The following is a 20,585-nucleotide window of genomic DNA, read 5'->3' as shown; positions in this document are numbered from 1 at the left end:
CAATATCCAAGAACAGGACATTTCGGAGCTGATGGCGTCAGATCACCGCGTTCGACGCCTGGGCACGTAGGTCTCGGGCCAGGTGATCCCGACGCTCGAGAACAAGCCTCCGCAGCGACGCGGGCGCCTCCGCATTGGCCTGGATCCAGGAATCGACAGCAGAGGTGTCTTCAGCTGCCGGGAAGAGTCCGTTCACCAACCGTCGGGCGATCTCGATGCTGCGTTCGGACCACCACTTCCCCAGGGACGAGAAGTACTCTGCCGCATATCCCTCGATCAACGACGGGTCCGTGCCCGAACGGAATCCGGCGATCGTCGCATCCAGGCGGTCGTTCGAGAGTGAGCCGTCAGTGGTCGCCGACGCCCAGGCAGCCGCCTTGGTCTCGGCATCGGGAATCGACGCCGCGGCGCGGACGTACGCCGTTCGACCCGCTGACGTGCTGTCCTTGCTCAGCTCACCGTCGAAGTCGCTCACACTCGCATGGCCGGTCGCCGACAGGGCGATCCACAATGCCCACCGCAGATCAGGATCGAGAGCCAGTCCGACCGGCCCCGGGCAGGTGCCGTCGAGTATCGACCGCACCTCGTCGGCGCGAGCATCGTTGACCGCTGCAGCGGCCGACAGAGCCCGTGCCCATGCCAGCTGTCTTCCGGACTCCGGTTCGGCTTCGAACACCGCCTTCCAGGTCGTTTCCAACCAGCCTGCACTTACATTGGGCCGCAAGCTTTTCGGAACGTAGTGAAGAACCGCGTATTGGGCATCGGTCAGGATCGAGCTGAGAATCGCAAGATCTGTCTCCGCGGGAGCGAATCGTTCCACCATGTCGAGGTACCGGAACACCGAGAGCTGCGCATCACGCACCGAGTTCCACAGCGACGACCAGATCACCCCGCGCGCAAGCGGATCGCTCACGCGGTCCAGGGATGCCTCGACAGTGGACAGAGATTCCGCGTCCAATCGCACCTTGGCGTAGGTGAGGTCTTCGTCGTTGAGCAGTGTGAGTGCTCCGGGCGGAAGGTCGACCGACGTGCGTGATTCGGTGATGTCGAGTTCGACGCGTTCGGTGCGAACAAGGTCTCCGGACTCGTTGTAGTCGTAGATTCCGACTGCGAGCCGATGCGGCCTCGGGTCCGTCTGGACCAGGTCTGTTCCGTCGAGCGACAGCGTGGACACTCCGGTGGTCTGCAACCAGATTCGGGCCCATTCGCGCACATCACGTCCGGAAGTCTCCGCGAGCACGTCGAGCAGATCAACCAGCGTGGTGTTCCCGAAGGCGTGGGCCTTGAAGTACCGTCGTGCCGCTTCGAAGAACGCGTCACGGCCGACGAACGCCACGAGTTGCTTGAGGACACTGGCGCCCTTGGCGTAGGTGATTCCGTCGAAGTTCAGCTTCGCAGCTTCGAGATCGACGATGTCGGCGACGATAGGATGCGTGGTCGGCAGCTGATCTTGGAGGTACGCCCACGCTTTTCGCTTGATGGCAAATGCTACCCAGGCATCGGTGAAGCGAGTAGCTTCGGCGCTGACCAGCGATCCCATGAAGTCGGCGAAGGATTCCTTGAGCCACAAGTCGTCCCACCAGACCATGGTCACGAGATCGCCGAACCACATGTGCGCCATTTCGTGCAGGATCGTGTTGGCGCGGCGCTGATGCTGCTCGTCGGTTGCGGAGCCGCGGAACACGTATGCCTCGGTGAAGGTCACCAGTCCCGGGTTCTCCATGGCGCCGAGGTTGTACTCGGGGACAAAGATCTGGTCGTACTTGCCGAACGGATACGGATAGTCGAAGTACTCGGCGTAGAAGTCCAACCCCTGACGGGTGATGTCGAAAACGTTGTCCGCATCGAGGTGTGGAGCCAACGACGCCCGGCACAGCGCACCCAACTCGACAGTGAGTTCGCCGCGACTCCACGACGACGCCACGCGGTGATACGGCCCGGCCGCGATCGCGGTGATGTAGGTCGAGATCGGCAGCGTCGGGGCGAAAGTGACGCGTTGTGCACCGTCCACGGAGAGAGTCTGGGTCGCGGGCTGATTCGACAGGACTTCCCAGCCGTCAGGTGCTGTCACCTCGAATGTGAAGGGCGCCTTGAGGTCCGGCTGCTCGAAGCAGGCGAAAACACGCCTGGCATCGGCAGGCTCGTATTGCGTGTACAGATACGTCTGATCGTCAGCGTCGTCGACAAATCGGTGCAGCCCTTCACCGGAACGGCTGTAGTTGCCGTGAGCTGCCACCCGAACGACGTTCGATCCGCCGAGTCCGCGCAGCCCGATCCGGGATCCGTCGTACTCCACCGGAATCGACGCACCGTCGACGTCCACGGAATCGACTGCAGCACCGATGAAATCGAGCCACGTGGACTCCACCGAGGACGTCAGATCAATTGTCGTGACCGTCGAAAAGGTCTTCACGGCGGAGTCGACCGCCGATCGCAGATCCAACTCCACCCGGTAACCGGCGACGGAGATGGCTCGAGATCGTTCGGCGACTTCGCTTCGATTCAGGTTCGCAGTACTCACGCACTCGATCCTGCCAGGCCGCGCGCGGCGATGTGAGCCGCCGTGCGCCTATCCCTTGAACGCGCCCTGCCAGACGGTGTCGAACGGCGTGTGTGCCGAGACGCGGCCTTCGATGCCCGCCGTGACGAACTTCTTTGCCAGAGCGACGGCTTCTCCCACGTCGGCGCCTTTTGCCAGCTCCGCGGTCACTGCGGCTGCCAGCGTGCAACCGGCACCCGAGACGCGCTCTTCGCCGACCTTGGGGGCGGAGAGAACAGTCACGTCGGTCCCGTCGAACAACACGTCGACGGCGTCGCCACCGGCGAGTTCGACACCGCCCTTTGCGAGCACGTACTTGGGTCCGAGGTCGTGGATACGACGTGCGGCCTCGATGAGGTCGTCGACGCTTTCGATGCTGTCCATTCCGGCGAGGGTGCGTGCCTCGAACAGGTTGGGTGTGACGACTGTGGCGAGCGGGAGGATCGAATCACGAAGTGCTGTATCGGTATCGAGAGCCGCGCCGGGCTCCTGGCCCTTGCAGATCAGGACCGGGTCGAGGACGACGTGGCGCCAGGACTGCCGACGCAGGCCCTCTGCCACAACCTCGATGGTGGCGGGCGTGCCCAACATGCCGATCTTGACGACGTCCAGATCGTGAGCCGCAGTCGCAGCCTCGATCTGATCAGCGATCACGTCAGGAGCGATCGGTACGAAGCGATGACCCCAGTTGTTCTTGGGATCGAACGAGACGATACATGTGGTGGTCGCTACGCCGTAGACGTCCAATGCCTGGAACGTCTTCAGGTCGACCTGCAGGCCGGCACCGCCAGTCGCTTCGGACCCAGCGATGACATAGGCGAGGTCAACCACAGCACAATCTCCTTCTTCGGACTTTCGAAACGTGCGTGGATGGCCACGAACGCGGGACCCAGTTTATCAACCGTTCCGACGTCTGGTTTTCGGCTATGCGGGCACCGGACTTCCCCACGCGACGTCGTTGTCCTCGTATCCGAACGGCGGACCGACGAACTCGCCGCCGCAGGTGATCAGCGCGAGGGTTTCGGGTCCGTCGAGGCTGTTCAATCGCTCGACCGGCAGCTCTCCGTCCTTGCCGTAGTGATCGACCGCATCGATACGGTAGTTCCAGGTCTGTCCCCCGGCGCCCGCCACGGTCACGACCGAGCCGATTTCCAGTGTCGAGAACTTCTTTCCGAAACCGTCACCCTGATAGATGTCGTTGATGTGTCCGGTGATCACCACGGTGCCCGCGCCGGAGCCGGGAAATGCCGAATCTGCCCACCATCCGATCTCACTGACATCCTCGGGCGGAATGAGCGAGCCGTCCGTCGTCGTCTTGATCGGCAGGATGTCAGCGGTGCTGTTGCCTGTGCGCAGCGTGGTCGGGACATCCGGACCGTCGACCACCGCGCGAATCTCTGGCGGCAAATCTTGTTGGCCGGTCGCGAGGACGCGGGTCGGCGAGTCACCGTCGTCGGAACATCCGCCGATCAAGAGCATCGTCGCCACTACTGCAGCGGCCCACGTTCGGCTGGCCGTGGATCCAGGTGCCGCTGTCACGGACGAGAAGTCGGGCCGGACGGAATCTGGGAAATTGGTACTCGGTTTCCGACGTCACGACCGGGAAGTGCGTCACCGGAATCCCCACCGTTCCCACCGGAACCGTCACCACCGCTGCCGTTTCCGCCACCGCTTCCATTCCCCCCGCCGCCGGGGCCGGGGCCGGGGCACTCACCTCCCGGATCGGTGGTGTCGCCTGCCAAGACAATCTTGACTGCCGAGAGGTTGACCGTCTGGTTCTGCGCGACTTGTCCAGGAGTTGTGACGTCGAATGCGAGCTTGGCACGTACGGGGATGACCGAACCGTCGTCAGCGTCGGTGACCGTTGACCCTGACCGGCCGAGATCTTGGGTCAACGTCATTCTGGAGATCAAATCCTGATCTCCGGTCAAGCCGGCGCCGTCGATCCGAAGGGTCCCTCGGACGGGACTTCCGTGGGCTCTGATCGTCACCGATGCGCGAAACTCGAGGATGTCTCCCGGCACTGTCCGCCACGCCTCGATCGAGTTGATTTTCGTTCCAGGCGATCCAGTCGAGATGTCGTACCAACCGTCGATCACGGCCCGATCGAGTGACATCGAATTTTCGTTGATTTCCGAGTTGCACGCGCGGGTGAGCGAAACGGGGGCAGCCGATCCCACTGCGGGGAGTGCTGTCGACACAACGGTCGCCAAGACGAAGGCCGTCGCGGTGATGCCCGCGGTACGCCTGCCGAAGATCGTCATTCTCTCGCTACCTTTTTCCGCGGACCGTAGCTTCCGGTCAATTCAGTCAAAATACCAGTACAGCTGGACAAATAGGTCGAATTCCGTGCCGAATTCCTCTTGTTTTCTGTGAACTTCGGTTACGAGCAATTTCTCCGCACACGCGTTCCGGCAAGGGGTACATCGGATCAACAGGGGTCATAAGTTACATTTCGCCCGCACATCGGAGCAGATCGCACTGATTTCTCACCGCATTGGACAGGTATTTCCGTTTCATAGCGGTCAGCCGGTGGAACAACGATCACTACAACGAGCGTGCCGGGCACGTGTCCGGTCGCCCCCCACCGAATCAAGGGAAACCGTCATGTCGGATACAACATCAGTCAAGCAGGGTTTCGCGGTAGGAACATCGATCGGGGCAGCCGTCATCTTGGTGACGGTCGGCATCGTGCAGTGCTTCCAAGGACTCGCTGCCGTCGCCGAAAACGAAGTGTTCGTAGTCGGGATCGACTACGTCTATCAGTTCGACCTGACGACGTGGGGTTGGATCCATCTCGTGCTGGGCGCGCTCGTCGCTCTCGTCGGGCTCGCACTGTTCACCGGAGCGGCCTGGGCGCGGGTGTCGGCAGTGGTGATCTGCGCGATCTCGATCATCGCGAACTTCTTGTGGCTGCCGTACTACCCCTGGTGGTCGACTCTCATCATCGCGCTGAACATCGTCGTGATCTGGGCTGTGTCGACATGGAAGCCCACCCAGACGACGCACGCCGCTGCGCATGCACCGTCAACGCCGACTCGATCTGCTTGAGTTGAAAGTATGTGTAGGTGGATGGCGTATTCCGGAGAGCCGATACTGGCCCATGACTTGCTGTTCAGGCCACAGCACTCGCTGATCGACCAGAGCCTGCATTCTCAACTCGGGGCCACGACGACAAATGGCGACGGCTTCGGAATCGGCTGGTACGGGGAAGGCCCCCAACCGGCAGTTTTCAAGAGCATCGAACCCGCGTGGAACGACTCGAACCTGCGCGAAGTCACCTCCCAATTGCGCACCCCTCTGCTGTTCGCTCACATCCGCGCCTCGACGGGAACTGCAGTGCAGCGCAGCAACTGTCACCCGTTCCGGCACCGGCAATGGTTGTGGATGCACAACGGTTCACTACACGGATTCCACGACATGAAACGGGAATTGGTGACTGCCATTGATCCGTCGCTCTTTCCGGATCTCGAAGGATCGACGGACTCGGAAACCTTGTTCTTCCTCGCGCTGACGTTCGGCCTGACCGACGATCCGTTCGAAGGTGTCGCGAGGGCCGTCGGATTCGTCGAGCACACGGCCCGCTCGCAGGGAATCGACAATCCGGTTCAGATGACCGTCGCCACGTCGGATGGCATCTCCACCTGGATCTTTCGCTATTCCAGCGAGCACCAGTCGAGGTCGTTGTTCTTCTCCACCGAGATTTCCATGTTGCGCAAGCTCCATCCTGAGGTGGATGCCCTGCACCATCTGAGTGAGGAGACCCGAATCGTCGTCTCCGAGCCTCTACGTGACCTTCCCGGCGCCTGGAACGAGGTTCCCGAATCCGCCGCAGGCGTCATCCGGCCCGGACGGGACGAAATGCGGAGCTTTGTGCCGATCCCACCAGCCTGATTGGGTCATACAACCAGGCATAGCTATGAAATAGCTTGCATTCGAAGCGCTTTCACGAAAACTGAGACAACGGAAACTCGGCACACTAGTCACGCGAGAGGATGAGCCGGAACGCCAAGCGAGCCTTCTCCGTATCCGGAGTGCCACCAGTGAGCAAATCGTTGTAGATGAACGACTCACCCACGCGAACCAGCAGATATGCCATGTCCTCGACGGGCAGGTCTGGCCGAATCTGCTCCGGTATTTCAGCTTCGATCAGCCTTCGCACGGATTCGACCATCGTGCCCTGAATCGGCCCCAGTCCAGTTGTGAGTATGCACAACGCCTTTTGCGGTTCCCGAGTCAAATACGTCCGGAAGAATTCGGTCTCGATTGTCGCCCGTGCATGGTAAGTGAGGACGTCGACAACCCTTGACGCTCCGCTTCCACCGCACTCCTCGAGGCCCATTCGCCACGTTCGGCGCGCCAGCGAATCGAGCACGTCACCGGTAATTGTGTCGCGATTCCCTGCACGCCGGAACAAGGTGGTCCGATCCACCCCCAACTCGGTGGCCAAAGCGTTCACATCGAGCGGTTTTCCGGCTGCGAACTGTCGTCGGGCGGCACTCAACGCTTCCGCGCGGATGTCACGTGTCTCGGCCATGGAGTGAATGTATCGCTGACGACGTGCTGGTCGGTAGCCGGAGGCGATCAGACGGCGCCATCGACGGCGATCGTTGCAACATTCATTGACTTTGTTGCAGGTGGGTGTTTATTGTTCCCCGGTACGTGATTCCAGTCACAACAATTCAGTTGTTTACGGAGGAATGCGATGAACGATCACACGTGGACGACCCGACGATGAGCCCACTTCTGCAAGTACGAGACCTCACGGTTGACATTGGGACAGAATCGATTTCGAACAGACTCCTCGACCGCGTGAGCTTCGAGTTGGGGTCGGGCGAAATCACCGGCCTCGTAGGAGAGAGCGGGAGCGGAAAGACACTGACCGGACTCGCTCTGCTCGGTCTCTTGCCCCGTACGGCAACAACCAGCGGAAGCATCCGTTTGGAAGGACAGGAACTTGTGGGTCTGCCCGCCGCCGAGTTGAGGAAAATACGCGGTCGCGACGTCAGTATGGTCTTCCAGGACCCGAGTTCGGCTCTCAACCCCACCGTCAGCATCGGTCGCCAGATCGTCGATGTGTTGAAGGCCCACCGCGACATCACGAAAGTCGATGCGGAGGACGTGGCTACAGATCTTCTCCACCAGGTCGGTCTGGCCGACCCGAGCAGAACCTTGAAGTCGTTCGGGTACGAGCTTTCCGGCGGGATGTGTCAGCGGGTGATGATCGCGATGGCCCTGGCATGCGGTCCGAAGTTGCTGATCGCGGACGAACCGACAACAGCGCTCGACGTCACCATCCAAGCTCAGATTGTCGATCTCCTTCGAGAACTGGCCGAACAGCGCGATCTTGCCGTGTTGTTGATCAGTCACGACCTCGCGGTTGTCGCCGAGGTCGCGGATCGAGTCATCACCATGTTTCGCGGCGAGATCGTCGACGTCGCGCCACGAGACGTGCTGCTTCGGCGGCCCGCGCATCCCTACACGTTCAGCCTTCTCGAGGCGGCACGCTCGACATTCGAAGAAGTCTCCTCCCAATCGCCCAAGGCGCGAGGCGATTTCACCACCAAAGCCCCTGCTGACGGCGTGGGTTGCCGATACGTCGCCCGGTGCAACTACTCCGAGGAGCTCTGCATATCCGATCATCCACTTCTGATCGGATCACCGGAATCGGCAACAAGATGTCACCGCAGCGACGAACTCGAGTTGCTCGGACTGGTGAGCTGATGAGCAACACCGACGTCATCGTCGACGTTAGGAATCTGGCAGTCGAGTACGGACGCGGACGCAAAGCTCTTCGCGCGGTCGACGACGTCAGCTTCTCCGTACAGAGGGGCGAAACCCTTGCGATAATCGGTGAATCAGGATCGGGAAAATCCTCGACGGCTCACGCTCTCGCGGGTCTGGTGGCTACGGCCGCAGGCTCCATCACTATGAATCTCGACGACCCGGCGTTCGGCAAGGGTGGATCTTCCCATCTCATTTTTCAAAACCCTACGTCGGCCTTGAACAATCGGATGGCCTCATGGGCTTGCGTAGCCGAGCCGATGGCGCCAGGGCGTCTGCGCATCCCACAGTCCTTGCGGCCGAAAGCCGTCGAGCTGTTGCGTCGGGTCGGTCTCGGCGCTGAGCTTGCCGACCGCCTCCCGACCCAGCTCTCCGGTGGCCAACGCCAACGCGTGACCATCGCTCGCGCACTTGCCTCCAAGGCGCCACTGATTCTCTGCGACGAACCTGTTGCCTCCCTGGATGTTTCGCTTCAGGAAGAGGTGTTGCAACTTCTTGCCGATCTCCGAGAAGAACATGACCTCACGTACATCTTCATTTCGCACGATTTGGGTTCGGTGGCACGGATCGCCGATCGCGTCGCGGTGATGTACCTCGGCCGAATCGTCGAGATCGGACCGGTTGCCACGGTCCTGAGGACTCCATCGCACCCCTACACGCAGGCGCTTCTCGCCGCGGCCCCGCACATCGAACTCGAGCGGCGCAGTCGTCGGAAAGCATTGGTGCGGGGCGAGTTACCCGACCCACGGAATCCACCCTCGGGTTGTCGATTCCGCACCCGCTGCCCGTTTGCGATGGATCGCTGTGCGTCGGAAGCGCCGTCACTTCGCGCGGCCTCGAATTCCGCACACAGCTCCGCCTGCCATCTATCGTCCCCGGCCACATCGACCGGAATCTCCAACCCGCCGCAGTAAATGCGTGCCGCGTCAGTCTCCCCCTTCCGAGAAGACCAAAGCGAAAGTCCACCATATGAATCCGCGTCTGTCTTTGCGATCCCGATATCCGATCACACGCTTCCAGAATCATGGGAAAAGTGGCCCACGTGTGCTGGTAGCTGCGTTTGCACTTTCTGCTCTTGTGCTCAGCGGCTGTTCGAGCAGCGCCACCGGTACCGCCGGCGATACCGGACCTGCCGATCCGAACGCCGAACTCAAGGTCGCGACATCGCACGTGCCCGCCTCGCTCGACCCGTGTGCGGGAAACATCGGATACGACATCGACTACTTACAGTTGATGTATGCACCACTGATCGATGCGGAACCTGCCACCCAGAAGTTGCGGCCCGGAATCGCCAGCGAGTGGGGCTTCTCCGGACCGGACAACCTGACGTTCGAGATGACGTTGCAGAACGGCTTGACCTTCCACGACGGTACAGCTGTCGATGCAGCAGCCGTCAAGGCAAGCATGGAACACTGCTTGAGTCTCGGAATCGTTTCCGTCCCGACGATCAAGAGCATCGAAGCAACGTCCCCAGATCACGTCACGATCTCGTTGAGTTCACCTACCTCCGGTTTACCAGGCTGGCTCAACGGCAGATTGGGAATGGTGGTCTCCCCCACTGCGCTGGCAGCAGCAGGGGCAGACTTCGCCAACAAGCCTGTAGGCGCAGGGCCGTACACATTCACCAGCGCAGTCCCGAACAGTTCATACACATTCAGTCGATTCGACGACTACAAACCGGCGGGTCCACCCAGCCCTCAGCTCGCCAAGATCCAGATCCAGGTGATCTCCAATCCCACAGCGCTGACAAATGCCCTGACATCGAACGCTGCGGATTTTGCATACGGGCTCACACCGTCGAGTGCTCCGATCCTCGAACGCAACCCCAACCTGAACGTCAGTCACGATCCGAGACTCGGAGTTGCGCTCGTCGTGATCAACAACAAGAACCCCGTGGTCAACGATGTCCGCGTTCGTCTGGCGATGCAATACGCGCTCGACCGCAAGGCAATTGCGCGAGCCGCACTGGACAGCACGGAAGGAACTGCGGCGTTCGGTCAATATCCTCCCGGTTCGCAGTTCTACGACGAGGAAACCGAAGATGCATGGCCGTACGACCCGGAGAAGGCCAAATCGCTGCTAGCGGAGGCTGGGTATCCGAACGGGGTCACCGTGCGCGGATTAGCAGGCAATCTACCGCCGTACTCGACCAACGCGGTCCTTGTCGGAGAACAATGGGAGAAGGTCGGCATCAAGGTCGACTTCGTCGAAATGACTGGACCTCAGGCGATTACGGAGTTCGTCGCACACAACAGCGCGGACGTCTTCAGCGTGGGATGGCCCACGCGAGCATCCGCACCGCTCAATTTCGAAGCCTCGCTGGGTTCGCGGTCGTACTTCCGGCAGAATTCCGTCCCCAACGAGGATTTGGAGAAGTTGATCGCACTGTTGAACAACACGTATGACGAAACCGCTCAGCTCGACATCGTCAAACAGATCAATCAAGTCGTGATCAAGTCCGCTGAGTACGTACCGTTGTACTTCACTCCCGACGTGGTCGCCTACACCAAGAACGTCCACGGGGCCGTTCCTGCACTGAACGGCTCCCCCAATCTGACGTACCTCTCGAAGTCATGACGACGACCGTTGTATCGCAAGAGAATTCGTTGGCCCCCGAGCCTGAGAGCGTTCCGACCCGAAACCCTCACCGATCGCCGGTGAATCCTTACATACGGATGATCGGCGTCCGGTTCGCACAGATAATTCCTACCGCGATCATCGCTAGTTTCATAACCTTTGCCCTTATCCGGATAATCCCCGGTGGACCAGCCGAGGCCCTTCTCGGTCCGAACGGCAGCGATGAATCGATCGCCGCACTCAACGAGCGCCTCGGATTGAATCAACCTCTGCTGGTCCAGTACTGGAACTGGGTGGTGTCGGCTCTGCACGGAGATCTGGGAACGTCGCTACAGAACAGCGCCCCCGTCGGCCCACAGATCCTTGCGCGCCTGCCGGCGAGCGCCGAGCTCGTTGTACTCGCACTGTTACTGTCCGCCGTCGTCGCTATACCGCTCGGTGTGTGGACCGCGACGCGGCAGGGACGACGCAGCGATGGTCTGACCCGCACGGTTTCGGGGATCGGACTCGCGGTACCGGACTTCTTCCTCGCTATCGTGCTGGTCGATGTCTTCGCCCTCGGTTTGGGAGTTCTACCGGTGCTCGGCTGGGTTCCTCTCGAGAACAGTGTGATCGACAACCTGAGCCATTTGGTCCTACCAGCAACGGCGCTCGCTGCCGGCGCAGCATCGATTGCGGTTCGGCAGACCAGGGCTGCGATGATCGAGACACTGTCAAGTGACTACGTACGAACTGCGCGTGCGATGGGTATCGACGAGCGGAAGATCGTGTGGCGCTACGCGCTACGAAACATCGTTCCCACGATTGTCACTGTCTATGGATTGCTCGCCGTGGCGATGCTGGGTGCGACGGTCATTCTCGAGCAGATCTTCGTGCTGCCGGGCCTCGGGAGCGCTCTCGTCATTGCGATCGACACGCGAGATTATCCGATGCTTCAAGGCATTGTGTTGCTGTTCGTCGTGATCGTGCTTCTCGTGAACATCCTGGTCGACGTCGTCAACAACATGATCAGCCCACAATTGAGGAAGGGAACGATCTCGTGAGCCAACTCGCGCTGACCACCGCAGGCGAGACCCGCTCCAAGTGGGCTGTCCCTCGACTGCACCCCGGATTATGGCTCAGCTACTGCTTTCTCGGCACGCTGATAGCGGCGTCCGTCTTGGCCTCGTTCGTGGCTCCGCACAGTCCGACCGATCAGAACCTGACCAACACGTTCGCCGGTCCGAGTGCACAGCACCTGCTTGGCACTGACGGCTTCGGTCGTGACGTGCTCAGTCGATTGATCTGGGGAGGACGCTCCGCCTTCTTCGGCGTCGCGATCGCTGTCGCCGTCAGTCTGCTGTTGGGAATTCCGTGGGGGTTGATCGCCGGATATTGGCCACGCTGGATCGGCGCGTCACTCCTCCGGGTGGCGGACGCATTGCTGGCATTCCCAGGTTTGGTTCTCGCAGTGGCTATTACCGGTGTTCTGGGGCCGAGCCTGATCACGTCGATGTCAGCGCTCGGAGTCGTCTATGCACCCACAATTGCAAGAATTCTGGCTGCCGGGGTCAGCGAAACGAGGAACCGAGACTTCGTTCTGAGCGCGCGACTCTCAGGATGCCCGCCGCACGTAGTGCTGCTGCGTCATCTTCTTCCGCACGCAATCGGGCCGGTTGTCGTTCAGGTGACCGTGCTCACCGGCCTGACCTTTCTCGCGCAGGCGGCACTCTCATTCCTGGGGTTGGGAATACAGCCCCCCACTCCGAGTTGGGGCGGTGACTTATCCGATGCGTACCTGCACATCTTGAGTGCACCACAACAGATTCTCCCCTCCGGCATTCTGATTTCATTGGTCGTCCTGGCCGTCTACCGAGTGGGTGATGCCGTCCGGGACCGCATGTATGTCAGAGGGAGATAGCCGGCGTAGAACAACCATCCGACTCGACTGTTCGAAGACCACACCACCAGCATGAAGGACTATCGATGACCTCGATCGCACCAGAAACCGCGCGCCGCGTCTTCCGTGGAGCCGAACCGATACACGGCATGATCTACTTCACCCCTTTCGGCGCGGAAGCATATGCCGCACTGGGCTTTACACACCCTCGAATGGGCTACTTCGCTTCGCGGTCTGCGCCCATGGGCGCAGTAGCGGCTGAAGTCACCATCGCTACGTTCTTCAACTTCAACCCCGAACTGGTACACGCGGTGCTGCCGGAAGCCTGGACAATCGCCACCCCCGAACAGATCCTCACCGCTCGACTCGACGCTGTCGACCGTTCGCTGCGCAAGGCCTGGGGAGAACATGTCGACGGCACAGAAGTTCGCGAAGCTGCCGAACTCGCACGTCGAGCCGCGGAACGCGCCTGCAACAGACCACAAGGGCGACCCCTGTTCGGTGGGCACGCATCATTGCCGTGGCCTGAGGAGCCTCATCTCGTGTTGTGGCATGCCCAATCCTTGCTCCGGGAGTTTCGCGGAGATTCTCATGTCGCACTTCTTCACGCCGAGGGACTCAACGGTGTCGAAGCGTTGGTAGTCCACGCCGCAACCGGTGATGTTCCTGCTGCTGCTCTGCAAATGAGCCGGGCATGGGACAACGATCAGTGGGCGGAAGGCGTCGAAAGTGTGCGGGCGCGTGGATGGCTCGAAGGCGGCCCCGAGCTTCACCTGAACGAGGTGGGTCGCGATCGCCGGAAGCGGGTTGAGCATCAGACCGATGTGCTGGGGTCGTACCCGTACGAGGCGATCGGAGAGACCGGATGCAGTCGACTGATCGAAATCTCGGAACGTCTCTCCGGTGAAGTGATCGATGCAGATCTCGGATTTCCGGCAGCACTGGCAGCACGTCGCCGATTGCGTGCGTGACAGCAGGTCGTGAGTGTCGAACGTGGCTGGTGGTGATACGACGAGGGTGTCACCACCAGCCCCTTCACACAATTATCGCCGAAGTCGGCTGCGCCCCCAATCTGCACAGTGAGAAGGCATCCGGATGAGACTGCCGTTGTGCCGAATTCTCCCGCGGGATGGGTCAAGATGGCTAGATGTGGAAACAGGCACTCGGGTTTGCTTTGTTCGGTGCGACCGTTGCCATCGTCACGGCGGCGCTGACACAGGGATCGGCACAGGCGTCCGCCACGATCACCCTCTTTTCGGGTGGCACGACAATCTCGGGCTTCGCGGGTGAACCGCAATGGAACTGGCCGATAGACGCTGCGGTGATCGGCGCCGCTCTGGGCGCGCTGACCGGGTTCGTGCTCCGCCTCGCGGGCGTGCGAATCTCCGGAGGCCAAGACAATCGAATGGTCCGAACTGTGGTGGCAGGCCTCGCAGGCGTCACGCTTGGGCTGACGCCCCTGTTGGTCTTGATCGGCATGGTATTCACCGGGTCGGTTGGTACCGGATGGTCCCCTCTCCTGGTCTACGCCGTAAGCGGTCTCCTGGCCTATGGCCTTTCGGTCGCCGCCGTGTTCGGAGTCCTTCGCGCTGCCGGGGATCGACTTACTACGCGCACGACGCGAGCGGTCGCGGCGATGCTTCCGGTCGGGGCGTTGGCGGCGACGACTGTAGGTGTCGGTACTGCGTGGAGGCTGGGCTTTTCCACCGCCGCTCCCACCTGGATCGCGGTCGTACTGCTGGCGGTTCTCGTATTGGCCATGACGTTCGTTGCGGCCCGGGCGTGGGCTCTACGGATTCAGCCTCGTGACTTACCAGAAGTCGCATAGGCAGTGGGACGATTGATTCGGACGGGTGCGTTGAGATGAGGGGCGAACGAATCTTCGCGGGACTCGTCGTCGGCCTCCTACTGGGGCTGTTCGGCTACCTGCCATTGGTACTCCTGTGGCAACACTTCGCGGATGTCCCGCAGCCGCAGCTGTATCCGAACCGTTCGTTCACGTCGTTCGGGCCCAACCCACCACCGCTCACCTACTGGATAAGTTGGGCGGCGCCTGCCGCCGTGTTCGTCTTGCTCGGACTTATGACTATTCCCAGTCGCACCGGCCGGCAATTCGCGTTGCCATTGGTGTTTGCGTTCCTTCCGGTCGCTGCAATGGTGGCGTGGTTCTGGATCTCGATGGAACTGTTCTTCAGCCCCACCTGATCATTCACTCGACCGCGCATCGCGAACTCCACCGCGCGCATGCGCAATGGCGCCCTTGTTGCGCAATACGATCCCCTGATGCACTGCGGCAAGTACCAATGCCAGCACTGCCGCAGGGAGGCTCCCCACCATCGAGAGCAGAGAAGGCATATCCGAGCTGAAAGCGGTAAAGAAACCCACTACTGCAGCGCAGAGCATTGTCGCCGAGACGATCCAGGAAACTAATGGTCGCGGAATCACGGCTGGAATGACGCACAGAGCCACCGGCAACGCCAGCACTAAGAAGAGCTCCCGCCCGAAATAGTCGTGAATCGAGCGGTAACAATCGGCAGAACTGAGCGGGCCGAGGCCTATTTCACAATCGGTGATCTCGTACAGCGGCCACTGTGCCGTCGCGGATCCTAGAATCCCGGTGGCAACCGCCAATATAACCCATGCGATCCGAATCCCCGTCATACGAAGAGATCATGCCAGTAACGAACATTGCGCTCGGGAGCAAAAAGCTATTATGCGACCGCGGTCGGACCGAGCGCAGCGCTTGGGGGCGGTAGATTCCCCGTTTCGCACGTTCCACCTGAGTCTGCAAGATCGTCTCCCCCCATGTTCTTCGTGCAGGGAAGTACATGGGGGCGAACGCGATCGAGTCCCTGAACGACCAACTACGCAAGATCATCAAACCCGTGGACACTTTCCTGACAATCAAGTCGCAGTGAAACTTCTCGGGCCCCGCGGCAACAAACAACTCAACCGACACCCACCCTATGGCTGTTGTCGACTGGCCCGCAAAGGCCAACGACTCGAGCGACTGCGCTGATTTCGGTGAGTTCCTCGCAGCTCCGTCAACAAATCCTGCTGTCTCGCGGAATCGGTAGAGTCCCGAAAGAAACTAAACTAACCGTGTGAATACTTGTCCGCGCGTAATCACGCAATACAGAACGTCGACCGCCGGAGCGAGAAGACCCAACGAGCTACTCAGTCTGGCAATACCTTCGGTCGATATCTCACTCCGAGCCCTCACGAATCCCGCGACACCGCAATACGATGTCGGACTCGTCAGTGAGCCCCAGTCGGCGTGCCGAGCGCAAGCTGGACGTGACCGGCTGAGACTGGCGCGCGCCCGCGAGATATTCTGCGGCCTCGATGCAGGCAGCGTCGGAGGGCACGCATGTGCTGCCTCCAAGCGTGCTGCCACAACGAGCCACGAAAGCCGAACTTCGTGTATCTCTGTACCTTATGAGTGACGAACGGGTTCTAGACGCCAGGGACTTCGAAGTGTGGGAGGAGTTTCTAGATGCACAGGGCCGAGATTTTCGTGAGACGCTTTTCGAAATGATCCGGTCATTCGGGGCGGACTTCCTTGAGTTCGTGTGTGCGTACGGAGGAAATTGGTCATTTGTCGACTCCATCCCGTCGGATGCTCAGCGCGAAGTGGTTGCAGAACTGCGTCAAATTGCGTCGGACCTTGCAACTGTGGCCGATGCGGACCATAGGAGGGTTGCGACCGCGAGGAAACTTGGCGTCTACCTCGGAGATTTTGATACCACGCGCGCAATAGAATGGCATCGCCGCTGTGGTGGTCGAGTACCGACTATGGAGGACGACGGGTCGGTAGAATACGCAGTGAGCGTCCTGGCACGCGACCTGCTCGGGATTAGGCTGCTCGAATCTCGCACTCATCCAAATATTGTGGTCGAGAAACACCCCATGTATCGCGATCTGTTCGACCGTCTCGATGAAAATGAACCCCTGCGCTCGATGTTCGTAAATGCGATTTCAACTGAAGTCGATTATGAGCCCGAAGCGTTCGAGTACTTGCCACCGCCGTCCCCAACGCTTCCCTTGTGGTCTGACGGTACGTCTCAAACCCTTTAATTTCACGAAGTCGTTCTAGCTCTCTTAACGAACACGATTGTTCCTCGATATGCGCCCAATAACATTATTGAAGGAGTTCAATCGTCTGCGATCGAACAACTGCAGCAGGCTCGCAAGGTTTCGCAAGGCGAAAAGGCCGTCGTACGAACACTTGTTGGATTGACCGGCGTCAAGCTAGCCGACGACATCGATGCGACCGGATTAGAGGGATTTAACCTGAGGCGGTCGACGCCCCCTCGATCCAGGATGCCTCGACGGAACGACGCGGATCTGGGTGATTGCAGAAATTGACACCGAGTTCTACTGCCTTCACACCAACCGACAAACCACTCGCACAAGACAGACAGAAATCGCAATGTTTCCCGATCGAGATCCGGGCCATTCGGATGAGTTGAATTCCCGCAGCCGCGAGCTGAACAAAGCTGTAGATCGACTTCGTTTCTCAATCTTGCTTGCCTCCGAAGGCGAAATACTTACTACCTACGATGTTTACAAGACAGTTGCGAACCCGATGACACATGTTGGTGCATGCCTCCCGGCTGAGCTGCCGCACAACAACTCCGCACATGAGTTGACTTCAGACGTGTGCATGAACTTCGAGGATTGGATCGAAGTCGTCACGCGAATGCCTGACCATCTAAACTCACCTATGCGACAGCTGCTACGGGCCGCCCGGTGTACATCAAGTAATGAACGACTGCTCGCCGCCGTAACCACGTGGGACGCACTTCTCGGCAGCTATCCCGAGTCTGGGCACCCAACCACCACGCAGATTTCACTCTTACTTGAGCCAGAGGACCCCACTTCTCGCACCAGTCTAGAGCTCGAATTATCTACCATCTATGCCGCCCGCGCTGACATCGTCTACGGCGTGACCGACCCCTACGAAAACGACTTCGACGACGAATCTGCGACTACCGTCGCGAATCGAGCACTCCAGGTAGCCCTCGACACATTCCGCCGGATCCTCGTACACCCAACACTATCCACACTGCCAGACTCGAAGTCACGTAGCCGCGCGCTCTCGACTAACTGACTGTGTAGGTGAATCGTCCATGCATTGCGCTCGGCCGACTGTGCGGCGGGCCCGACGCCCAGCATTGCCAATTGAAAGGTACGGAAGTGGATCTCTGGCCGCTAATCACCGACGACCTAACGGAAGGCTCACTGTCAATCGAACGCCAACTTCGACCAACCGTCGTCGCGAGAGTTATCGACGCAGACTCAATAGCCGATGCCACCGACGCGATCGCCACTGCGTGCACGGACTGGGCCGGTGGAGCGTCCCCTATTGTCGCGGTCCGGCGAGATTCTCCTGACATCGATGATCGGCTACACCGGCTTCTCATTGAAAGCAACATCGACGGGATCGACTGGCGCGAAATTGTTCCAGACTCCGCAGTGGATTGGTTTTCTGATCAATACGCCCAAGCGACCCGGTCCCTCCTGCGTCAACTAATCGAACTTGAGAAACCAGGAAGCGTCCGAGTACAGACTGCCCGCGGGTTGCCGACAGACGACCCCTGGTATATCGCATACCTTGGCACCTTAGGCATCCTTCCTGAAGGCCCAGATAGGCACCGCAACAATCGTAGCAACCTCAAAACCGACCTAAAATTCGAAGATGTCATCCACCTCGAAGGCGTCGACAGTGGGTCGATCCGAGATCTAGTCGAACGCATTAGCGACCCTGTAAGAACTACCGCGGTAGCTCTGACACGAGAGCGCCTTCCATCCGGACTCGTCGCAGGTTTCAACAAGGGTATGCCGAGCAATTCACGCTTCTCGTGGGGCGGAAACCCGATGCGCGAGCATTACGGGCCGAACATCATCGTCGTTTACGAACCGGGCAGCATCGCCGACTTAGCATTGCTTTGGAATCTTCGGGCACGCTTCGCTCACCCCCCAAAACTTCCACTCGCCGTGCCTATTACGAGCAGGACACTCGGCGACCTCGTCCATCTTGAGCACGAACACAAAATTCATCACCACTTCGGGATATCACATCACATCACACTGACGTCCTTCAGCGTCCCGATGGCGAAACTGCGAACACTCGCAGAGGCCACAACCTTCGACGTAGTGGATCCGTGGGAACTCATGGGTCCCATATTCGGTTACTGCGTATCCTCCACGGACGTTGCGCAGTTTAGAGGCGGCGAAGCAATGATCGCATCCTTCTCACCAACCGACGTCGAGCAGTTGGGTCAGCAGTACTTGGGGTCCAGCGATGCAACTTGGCTGCGTAGCACCACCACCATCTCAAACCACCGACTGCCACCTAGCCCAACCATGCGGCGAGGCAAGTATGGAACGCAAGGCTACCTTCACGGTCAGATCGCGAGTGTTGGAAATCTCCACGATTTCAGACGCATCAGCCAGCCGACAGGACTTGAAGTTCTCCGAGCTCTCGCAGCAGACCGCTCGCTCACTGCTCGGCCGAGCGAACCTGGTGTTGCGGGAGAACATCTTATTCGAGCCTCCGGCGGTGACCTTTCAATGCTGGCGTCGCCCGGTGCGATCGATCTCATGTCCAATCTCACCCGACGTGGACATTCTAGCCTCGTCAAACGCCGCTTAGACCAATTCCTCGCTGGTACATCAGAACTCGAAAACGTAGACAAGTACGACACATTGACCGCGAAACTCGACGCGGCAATCGGATCACCCGAGTTGGATGAGACTACATACATGGACTTCAGCCGAATAAAGACGCTTCTCAGGTTGCCGAAAAACGAGACTTCGTCTTGGATCGACTGGGCCCTTTCACACCGATTCATCGTCCGCGGAATCGAAGCTACATGTCCTAGTTGCAACCACGACCAATGGCGCACCCTCGAGGACGCCATCCCAGTTCTGATCTGCCACGGCTGCGGACGGCCCATTGCAAACCCATTCAACGCGATCAAGATTGACCACCAATATCGAGCCAGCGAGACGCTTCTACGTGCAAACCGCTCCGACGCCCTGCCCGCGGTCTTAGCCATGCACCACCTAAGTCGAATTTTTGATCGGAGGAGTGGGCATCTCTTCGGAATCTATCCGGGCGTCGAACTATTCGAACTAGGCTCGAAGAACCCACTCGCCGAGGTTGACTTGCTAGTCATCCTGAGCAACGGAGCGTGGGTTCTCGGCGAATGCAAAGCGCGCGCACGCGGCCTGTATTTACGGGATCTTGAGAAGCTCTGGCGAGTCGCCGACCGCGTAGGCGCACCGGCAACATTTGCGGTAACCACCGAGCAGTCGGCGGCCTGCGCAGCCCCGTGGAAGGTCACCGAGGACCCTAACGGCCGACCTCACTTTGCGTTGACTGCCGAGCATCTTTACGACCTACATGGAACTGGGCCAAGTTACGGACACGAGTTCTTTGAGTGGCGCGACAGCTACCCACAACTACCAGCCGACGCAGACGCAGAAAACTGGATCAACAAACGATTCGGGGAGCAGGTGCTCCGGCAGACCGAGGACACTTCGAAATGGAGGCGGTCTCCTTGGGACCACTTGTACGGCTAGGCGTTGCGGGTTTGGACCTCGCTGACGGACCGCAATGTTTCGCGCCCTTGAATCGCCGCTTGTGAACAGCTCAAATCGTCTCCGTACGACAACAACCGCTAAGCGTGAATGCTCAGATGCCGACATTCCTAACCTCTAGAGAGAATGCCGGCCGGACGGAAACCTCGCGTCCTCATGCCACATAGCTGGTCATGCCCAGATTCGAGATCTTGTTCC

At 59.8% G+C, this 20,585-nt stretch carries 18 protein-coding genes; 12 read left to right on the top strand and 6 right to left on the bottom strand.

What is annotated here, in order from left to right; all coding sequences use genetic code 11:
* Positions 1 to 37: 37 nt before the first annotated feature.
* From pepN to QRN54_RS26330, 4 genes are all read right to left on the bottom strand, one after another.
* On the bottom strand, positions 38 to 2,521 hold the full coding sequence (gene pepN / locus QRN54_RS26345) for an aminopeptidase N (protein WP_065455775.1): 2,484 nt from the start codon (positions 2,519 to 2,521) through the stop codon (positions 38 to 40).
* A 48-nt stretch (positions 2,522 to 2,569) separates the two neighbouring features.
* Positions 2,570 to 3,370 (bottom strand): bifunctional hydroxymethylpyrimidine kinase/phosphomethylpyrimidine kinase, encoded by an 801-nt coding sequence (gene thiD, locus QRN54_RS26340; RefSeq protein ID WP_003946192.1) that lies wholly within the window; start codon positions 3,368 to 3,370, stop codon positions 2,570 to 2,572.
* Between the two features lie 93 nt (positions 3,371 to 3,463).
* Positions 3,464 to 4,078: a class F sortase gene (locus QRN54_RS26335; RefSeq protein WP_235808411.1), complete on the bottom strand. Its 615-nt coding sequence runs from the start codon at positions 4,076 to 4,078 to the stop codon at positions 3,464 to 3,466.
* Positions 4,075 to 4,803 (bottom strand): hypothetical protein, encoded by a 729-nt coding sequence (locus tag QRN54_RS26330; protein ID WP_285183420.1) that lies wholly within the window; start codon positions 4,801 to 4,803, stop codon positions 4,075 to 4,077. Before QRN54_RS26330 ends, QRN54_RS26335 begins: the two co-directional genes overlap by 4 nt.
* 343 nt (positions 4,804 to 5,146) lie before the next feature.
* Between QRN54_RS26330 and QRN54_RS26325 the strand changes: the two genes are divergently transcribed.
* Together QRN54_RS26325 and QRN54_RS26320 are read left to right on the top strand one after the other, a co-directional pair.
* On the top strand, positions 5,147 to 5,590 hold the full coding sequence (locus QRN54_RS26325; protein ID WP_285183419.1) for a DUF7144 family membrane protein: 444 nt from the start codon (positions 5,147 to 5,149) through the stop codon (positions 5,588 to 5,590).
* 21 nt (positions 5,591 to 5,611) lie between these two features.
* The gene (locus QRN54_RS26320) at positions 5,612 to 6,433 is read left to right on the top strand and encodes a class II glutamine amidotransferase (protein WP_099698222.1); all 822 of its coding nucleotides are present in this window, start codon (positions 5,612 to 5,614) and stop codon (positions 6,431 to 6,433) included.
* Positions 6,434 to 6,518: 85 nt separating this feature from the next.
* On the opposite strand, the gene QRN54_RS26315 is transcribed toward QRN54_RS26320, so the two are convergent.
* Complete coding sequence (locus tag QRN54_RS26315; RefSeq protein ID WP_021333511.1) at positions 6,519 to 7,076, bottom strand: QsdR family transcriptional regulator; 558 nt, start codon at positions 7,074 to 7,076, stop codon at positions 6,519 to 6,521.
* A gap of 275 nt (positions 7,077 to 7,351) precedes the next feature.
* Here QRN54_RS26315 and QRN54_RS26310 point away from each other — a divergent pair, with 275 nt between their 5' ends.
* The 8 genes from QRN54_RS26310 to QRN54_RS26275 all read left to right on the top strand — a co-directional run bounded on the left by QRN54_RS26310 (position 7,352) and on the right by QRN54_RS26275 (position 14,984).
* Positions 7,352 to 8,263 (top strand): ABC transporter ATP-binding protein, encoded by a 912-nt coding sequence (locus tag QRN54_RS26310; RefSeq protein ID WP_285183418.1) that lies wholly within the window; start codon positions 7,352 to 7,354, stop codon positions 8,261 to 8,263.
* Positions 8,263 to 9,237 carry an oligopeptide/dipeptide ABC transporter ATP-binding protein gene (locus tag QRN54_RS26305; protein ID WP_021333513.1) on the top strand — a complete coding sequence of 325 codons (975 nt, stop codon included), beginning with the start codon at positions 8,263 to 8,265 and terminating at the stop codon, positions 9,235 to 9,237. The genes QRN54_RS26310 and QRN54_RS26305 overlap by 1 nt, the downstream gene beginning before the upstream one ends.
* A gap of 130 nt (positions 9,238 to 9,367) precedes the next feature.
* Positions 9,368 to 10,900: an ABC transporter substrate-binding protein gene (locus tag QRN54_RS26300; RefSeq protein WP_285183416.1), complete on the top strand. Its 1,533-nt coding sequence runs from the start codon at positions 9,368 to 9,370 to the stop codon at positions 10,898 to 10,900.
* A gap of 80 nt (positions 10,901 to 10,980) precedes the next feature.
* Positions 10,981 to 11,943, top strand: a complete 963-nt coding sequence (locus QRN54_RS26295) for an ABC transporter permease (RefSeq protein ID WP_158171306.1) — start codon at positions 10,981 to 10,983, stop codon at positions 11,941 to 11,943.
* Positions 11,940 to 12,800 (top strand): ABC transporter permease, encoded by an 861-nt coding sequence (locus QRN54_RS26290; protein ID WP_285183415.1) that lies wholly within the window; start codon positions 11,940 to 11,942, stop codon positions 12,798 to 12,800. Before QRN54_RS26295 ends, QRN54_RS26290 begins: the two co-directional genes overlap by 4 nt.
* A gap of 65 nt (positions 12,801 to 12,865) precedes the next feature.
* A complete protein-coding gene (locus QRN54_RS26285) occupies positions 12,866 to 13,750 on the top strand; it encodes an SCO6745 family protein (protein WP_021333517.1) in 885 nt (294 codons plus the stop codon).
* A gap of 176 nt (positions 13,751 to 13,926) precedes the next feature.
* Positions 13,927 to 14,607 (top strand): hypothetical protein, encoded by a 681-nt coding sequence (locus tag QRN54_RS26280; RefSeq protein ID WP_285183413.1) that lies wholly within the window; start codon positions 13,927 to 13,929, stop codon positions 14,605 to 14,607.
* A 35-nt stretch (positions 14,608 to 14,642) separates the two neighbouring features.
* Complete coding sequence (locus QRN54_RS26275) at positions 14,643 to 14,984, top strand: hypothetical protein (protein WP_046378605.1); 342 nt, start codon at positions 14,643 to 14,645, stop codon at positions 14,982 to 14,984.
* On the opposite strand, the gene QRN54_RS26270 is transcribed toward QRN54_RS26275, so the two are convergent.
* Positions 14,985 to 15,440, bottom strand: a complete 456-nt coding sequence (locus QRN54_RS26270) for a hypothetical protein (protein WP_285183411.1) — start codon at positions 15,438 to 15,440, stop codon at positions 14,985 to 14,987.
* A gap of 684 nt (positions 15,441 to 16,124) precedes the next feature.
* Between QRN54_RS26270 and QRN54_RS26260 the strand changes: the two genes are divergently transcribed.
* Both QRN54_RS26260 and QRN54_RS26255 read left to right on the top strand, forming a co-directional pair.
* Positions 16,125 to 16,856 (top strand): hypothetical protein, encoded by a 732-nt coding sequence (locus QRN54_RS26260; RefSeq protein WP_285183433.1) that lies wholly within the window; start codon positions 16,125 to 16,127, stop codon positions 16,854 to 16,856.
* Positions 16,857 to 17,978: 1,122 nt separating this feature from the next.
* Positions 17,979 to 20,369 carry a hypothetical protein gene (locus QRN54_RS26255; RefSeq protein ID WP_285183410.1) on the top strand — a complete coding sequence of 797 codons (2,391 nt, stop codon included), beginning with the start codon at positions 17,979 to 17,981 and terminating at the stop codon, positions 20,367 to 20,369.
* The last annotated feature ends 216 nt before the right edge of the window (positions 20,370 to 20,585 follow it).

The organism is Rhodococcus sp. MEB032, from assembly GCF_030208925.1.
Classification (GTDB): domain Bacteria; phylum Actinomycetota; class Actinomycetes; order Mycobacteriales; family Mycobacteriaceae; genus Rhodococcus_F; species Rhodococcus_F qingshengii.
Note: the sequence above shows the minus strand (reverse complement) of the source record. Positions and strands in the feature narration are given on the sequence as shown.

Excerpts from the sequence above, each read along its gene's own strand:
- QRN54_RS26330 (WP_285183420.1), bottom strand. The coding sequence starts at position 4,803 with ATGACGATCTTCGGCAGGCGTACCGCGGGCATCACCGCGACGGCCTTC.
- QRN54_RS26280 (WP_285183413.1), top strand. The coding sequence starts at position 13,927 with ATGTGGAAACAGGCACTCGGGTTTGCTTTGTTCGGTGCGACCGTTGCC.
- QRN54_RS26305 (WP_021333513.1), top strand. The coding sequence starts at position 8,263 with ATGAGCAACACCGACGTCATCGTCGACGTTAGGAATCTGGCAGTCGAG.
- QRN54_RS26320 (WP_099698222.1), top strand. The coding sequence starts at position 5,612 with ATGGCGTATTCCGGAGAGCCGATACTGGCCCATGACTTGCTGTTCAGG.
- QRN54_RS26325 (WP_285183419.1), top strand. The coding sequence starts at position 5,147 with ATGTCGGATACAACATCAGTCAAGCAGGGTTTCGCGGTAGGAACATCG.
- QRN54_RS26260 (WP_285183433.1), top strand. The coding sequence starts at position 16,125 with ATGCAGGCAGCGTCGGAGGGCACGCATGTGCTGCCTCCAAGCGTGCTG.
- QRN54_RS26275 (WP_046378605.1), top strand. The coding sequence starts at position 14,643 with ATGAGGGGCGAACGAATCTTCGCGGGACTCGTCGTCGGCCTCCTACTG.
- QRN54_RS26285 (WP_021333517.1), top strand. The coding sequence starts at position 12,866 with ATGACCTCGATCGCACCAGAAACCGCGCGCCGCGTCTTCCGTGGAGCC.
- QRN54_RS26270 (WP_285183411.1), bottom strand. The coding sequence starts at position 15,440 with ATGACGGGGATTCGGATCGCATGGGTTATATTGGCGGTTGCCACCGGG.
- QRN54_RS26315 (WP_021333511.1), bottom strand. The coding sequence starts at position 7,076 with ATGGCCGAGACACGTGACATCCGCGCGGAAGCGTTGAGTGCCGCCCGA.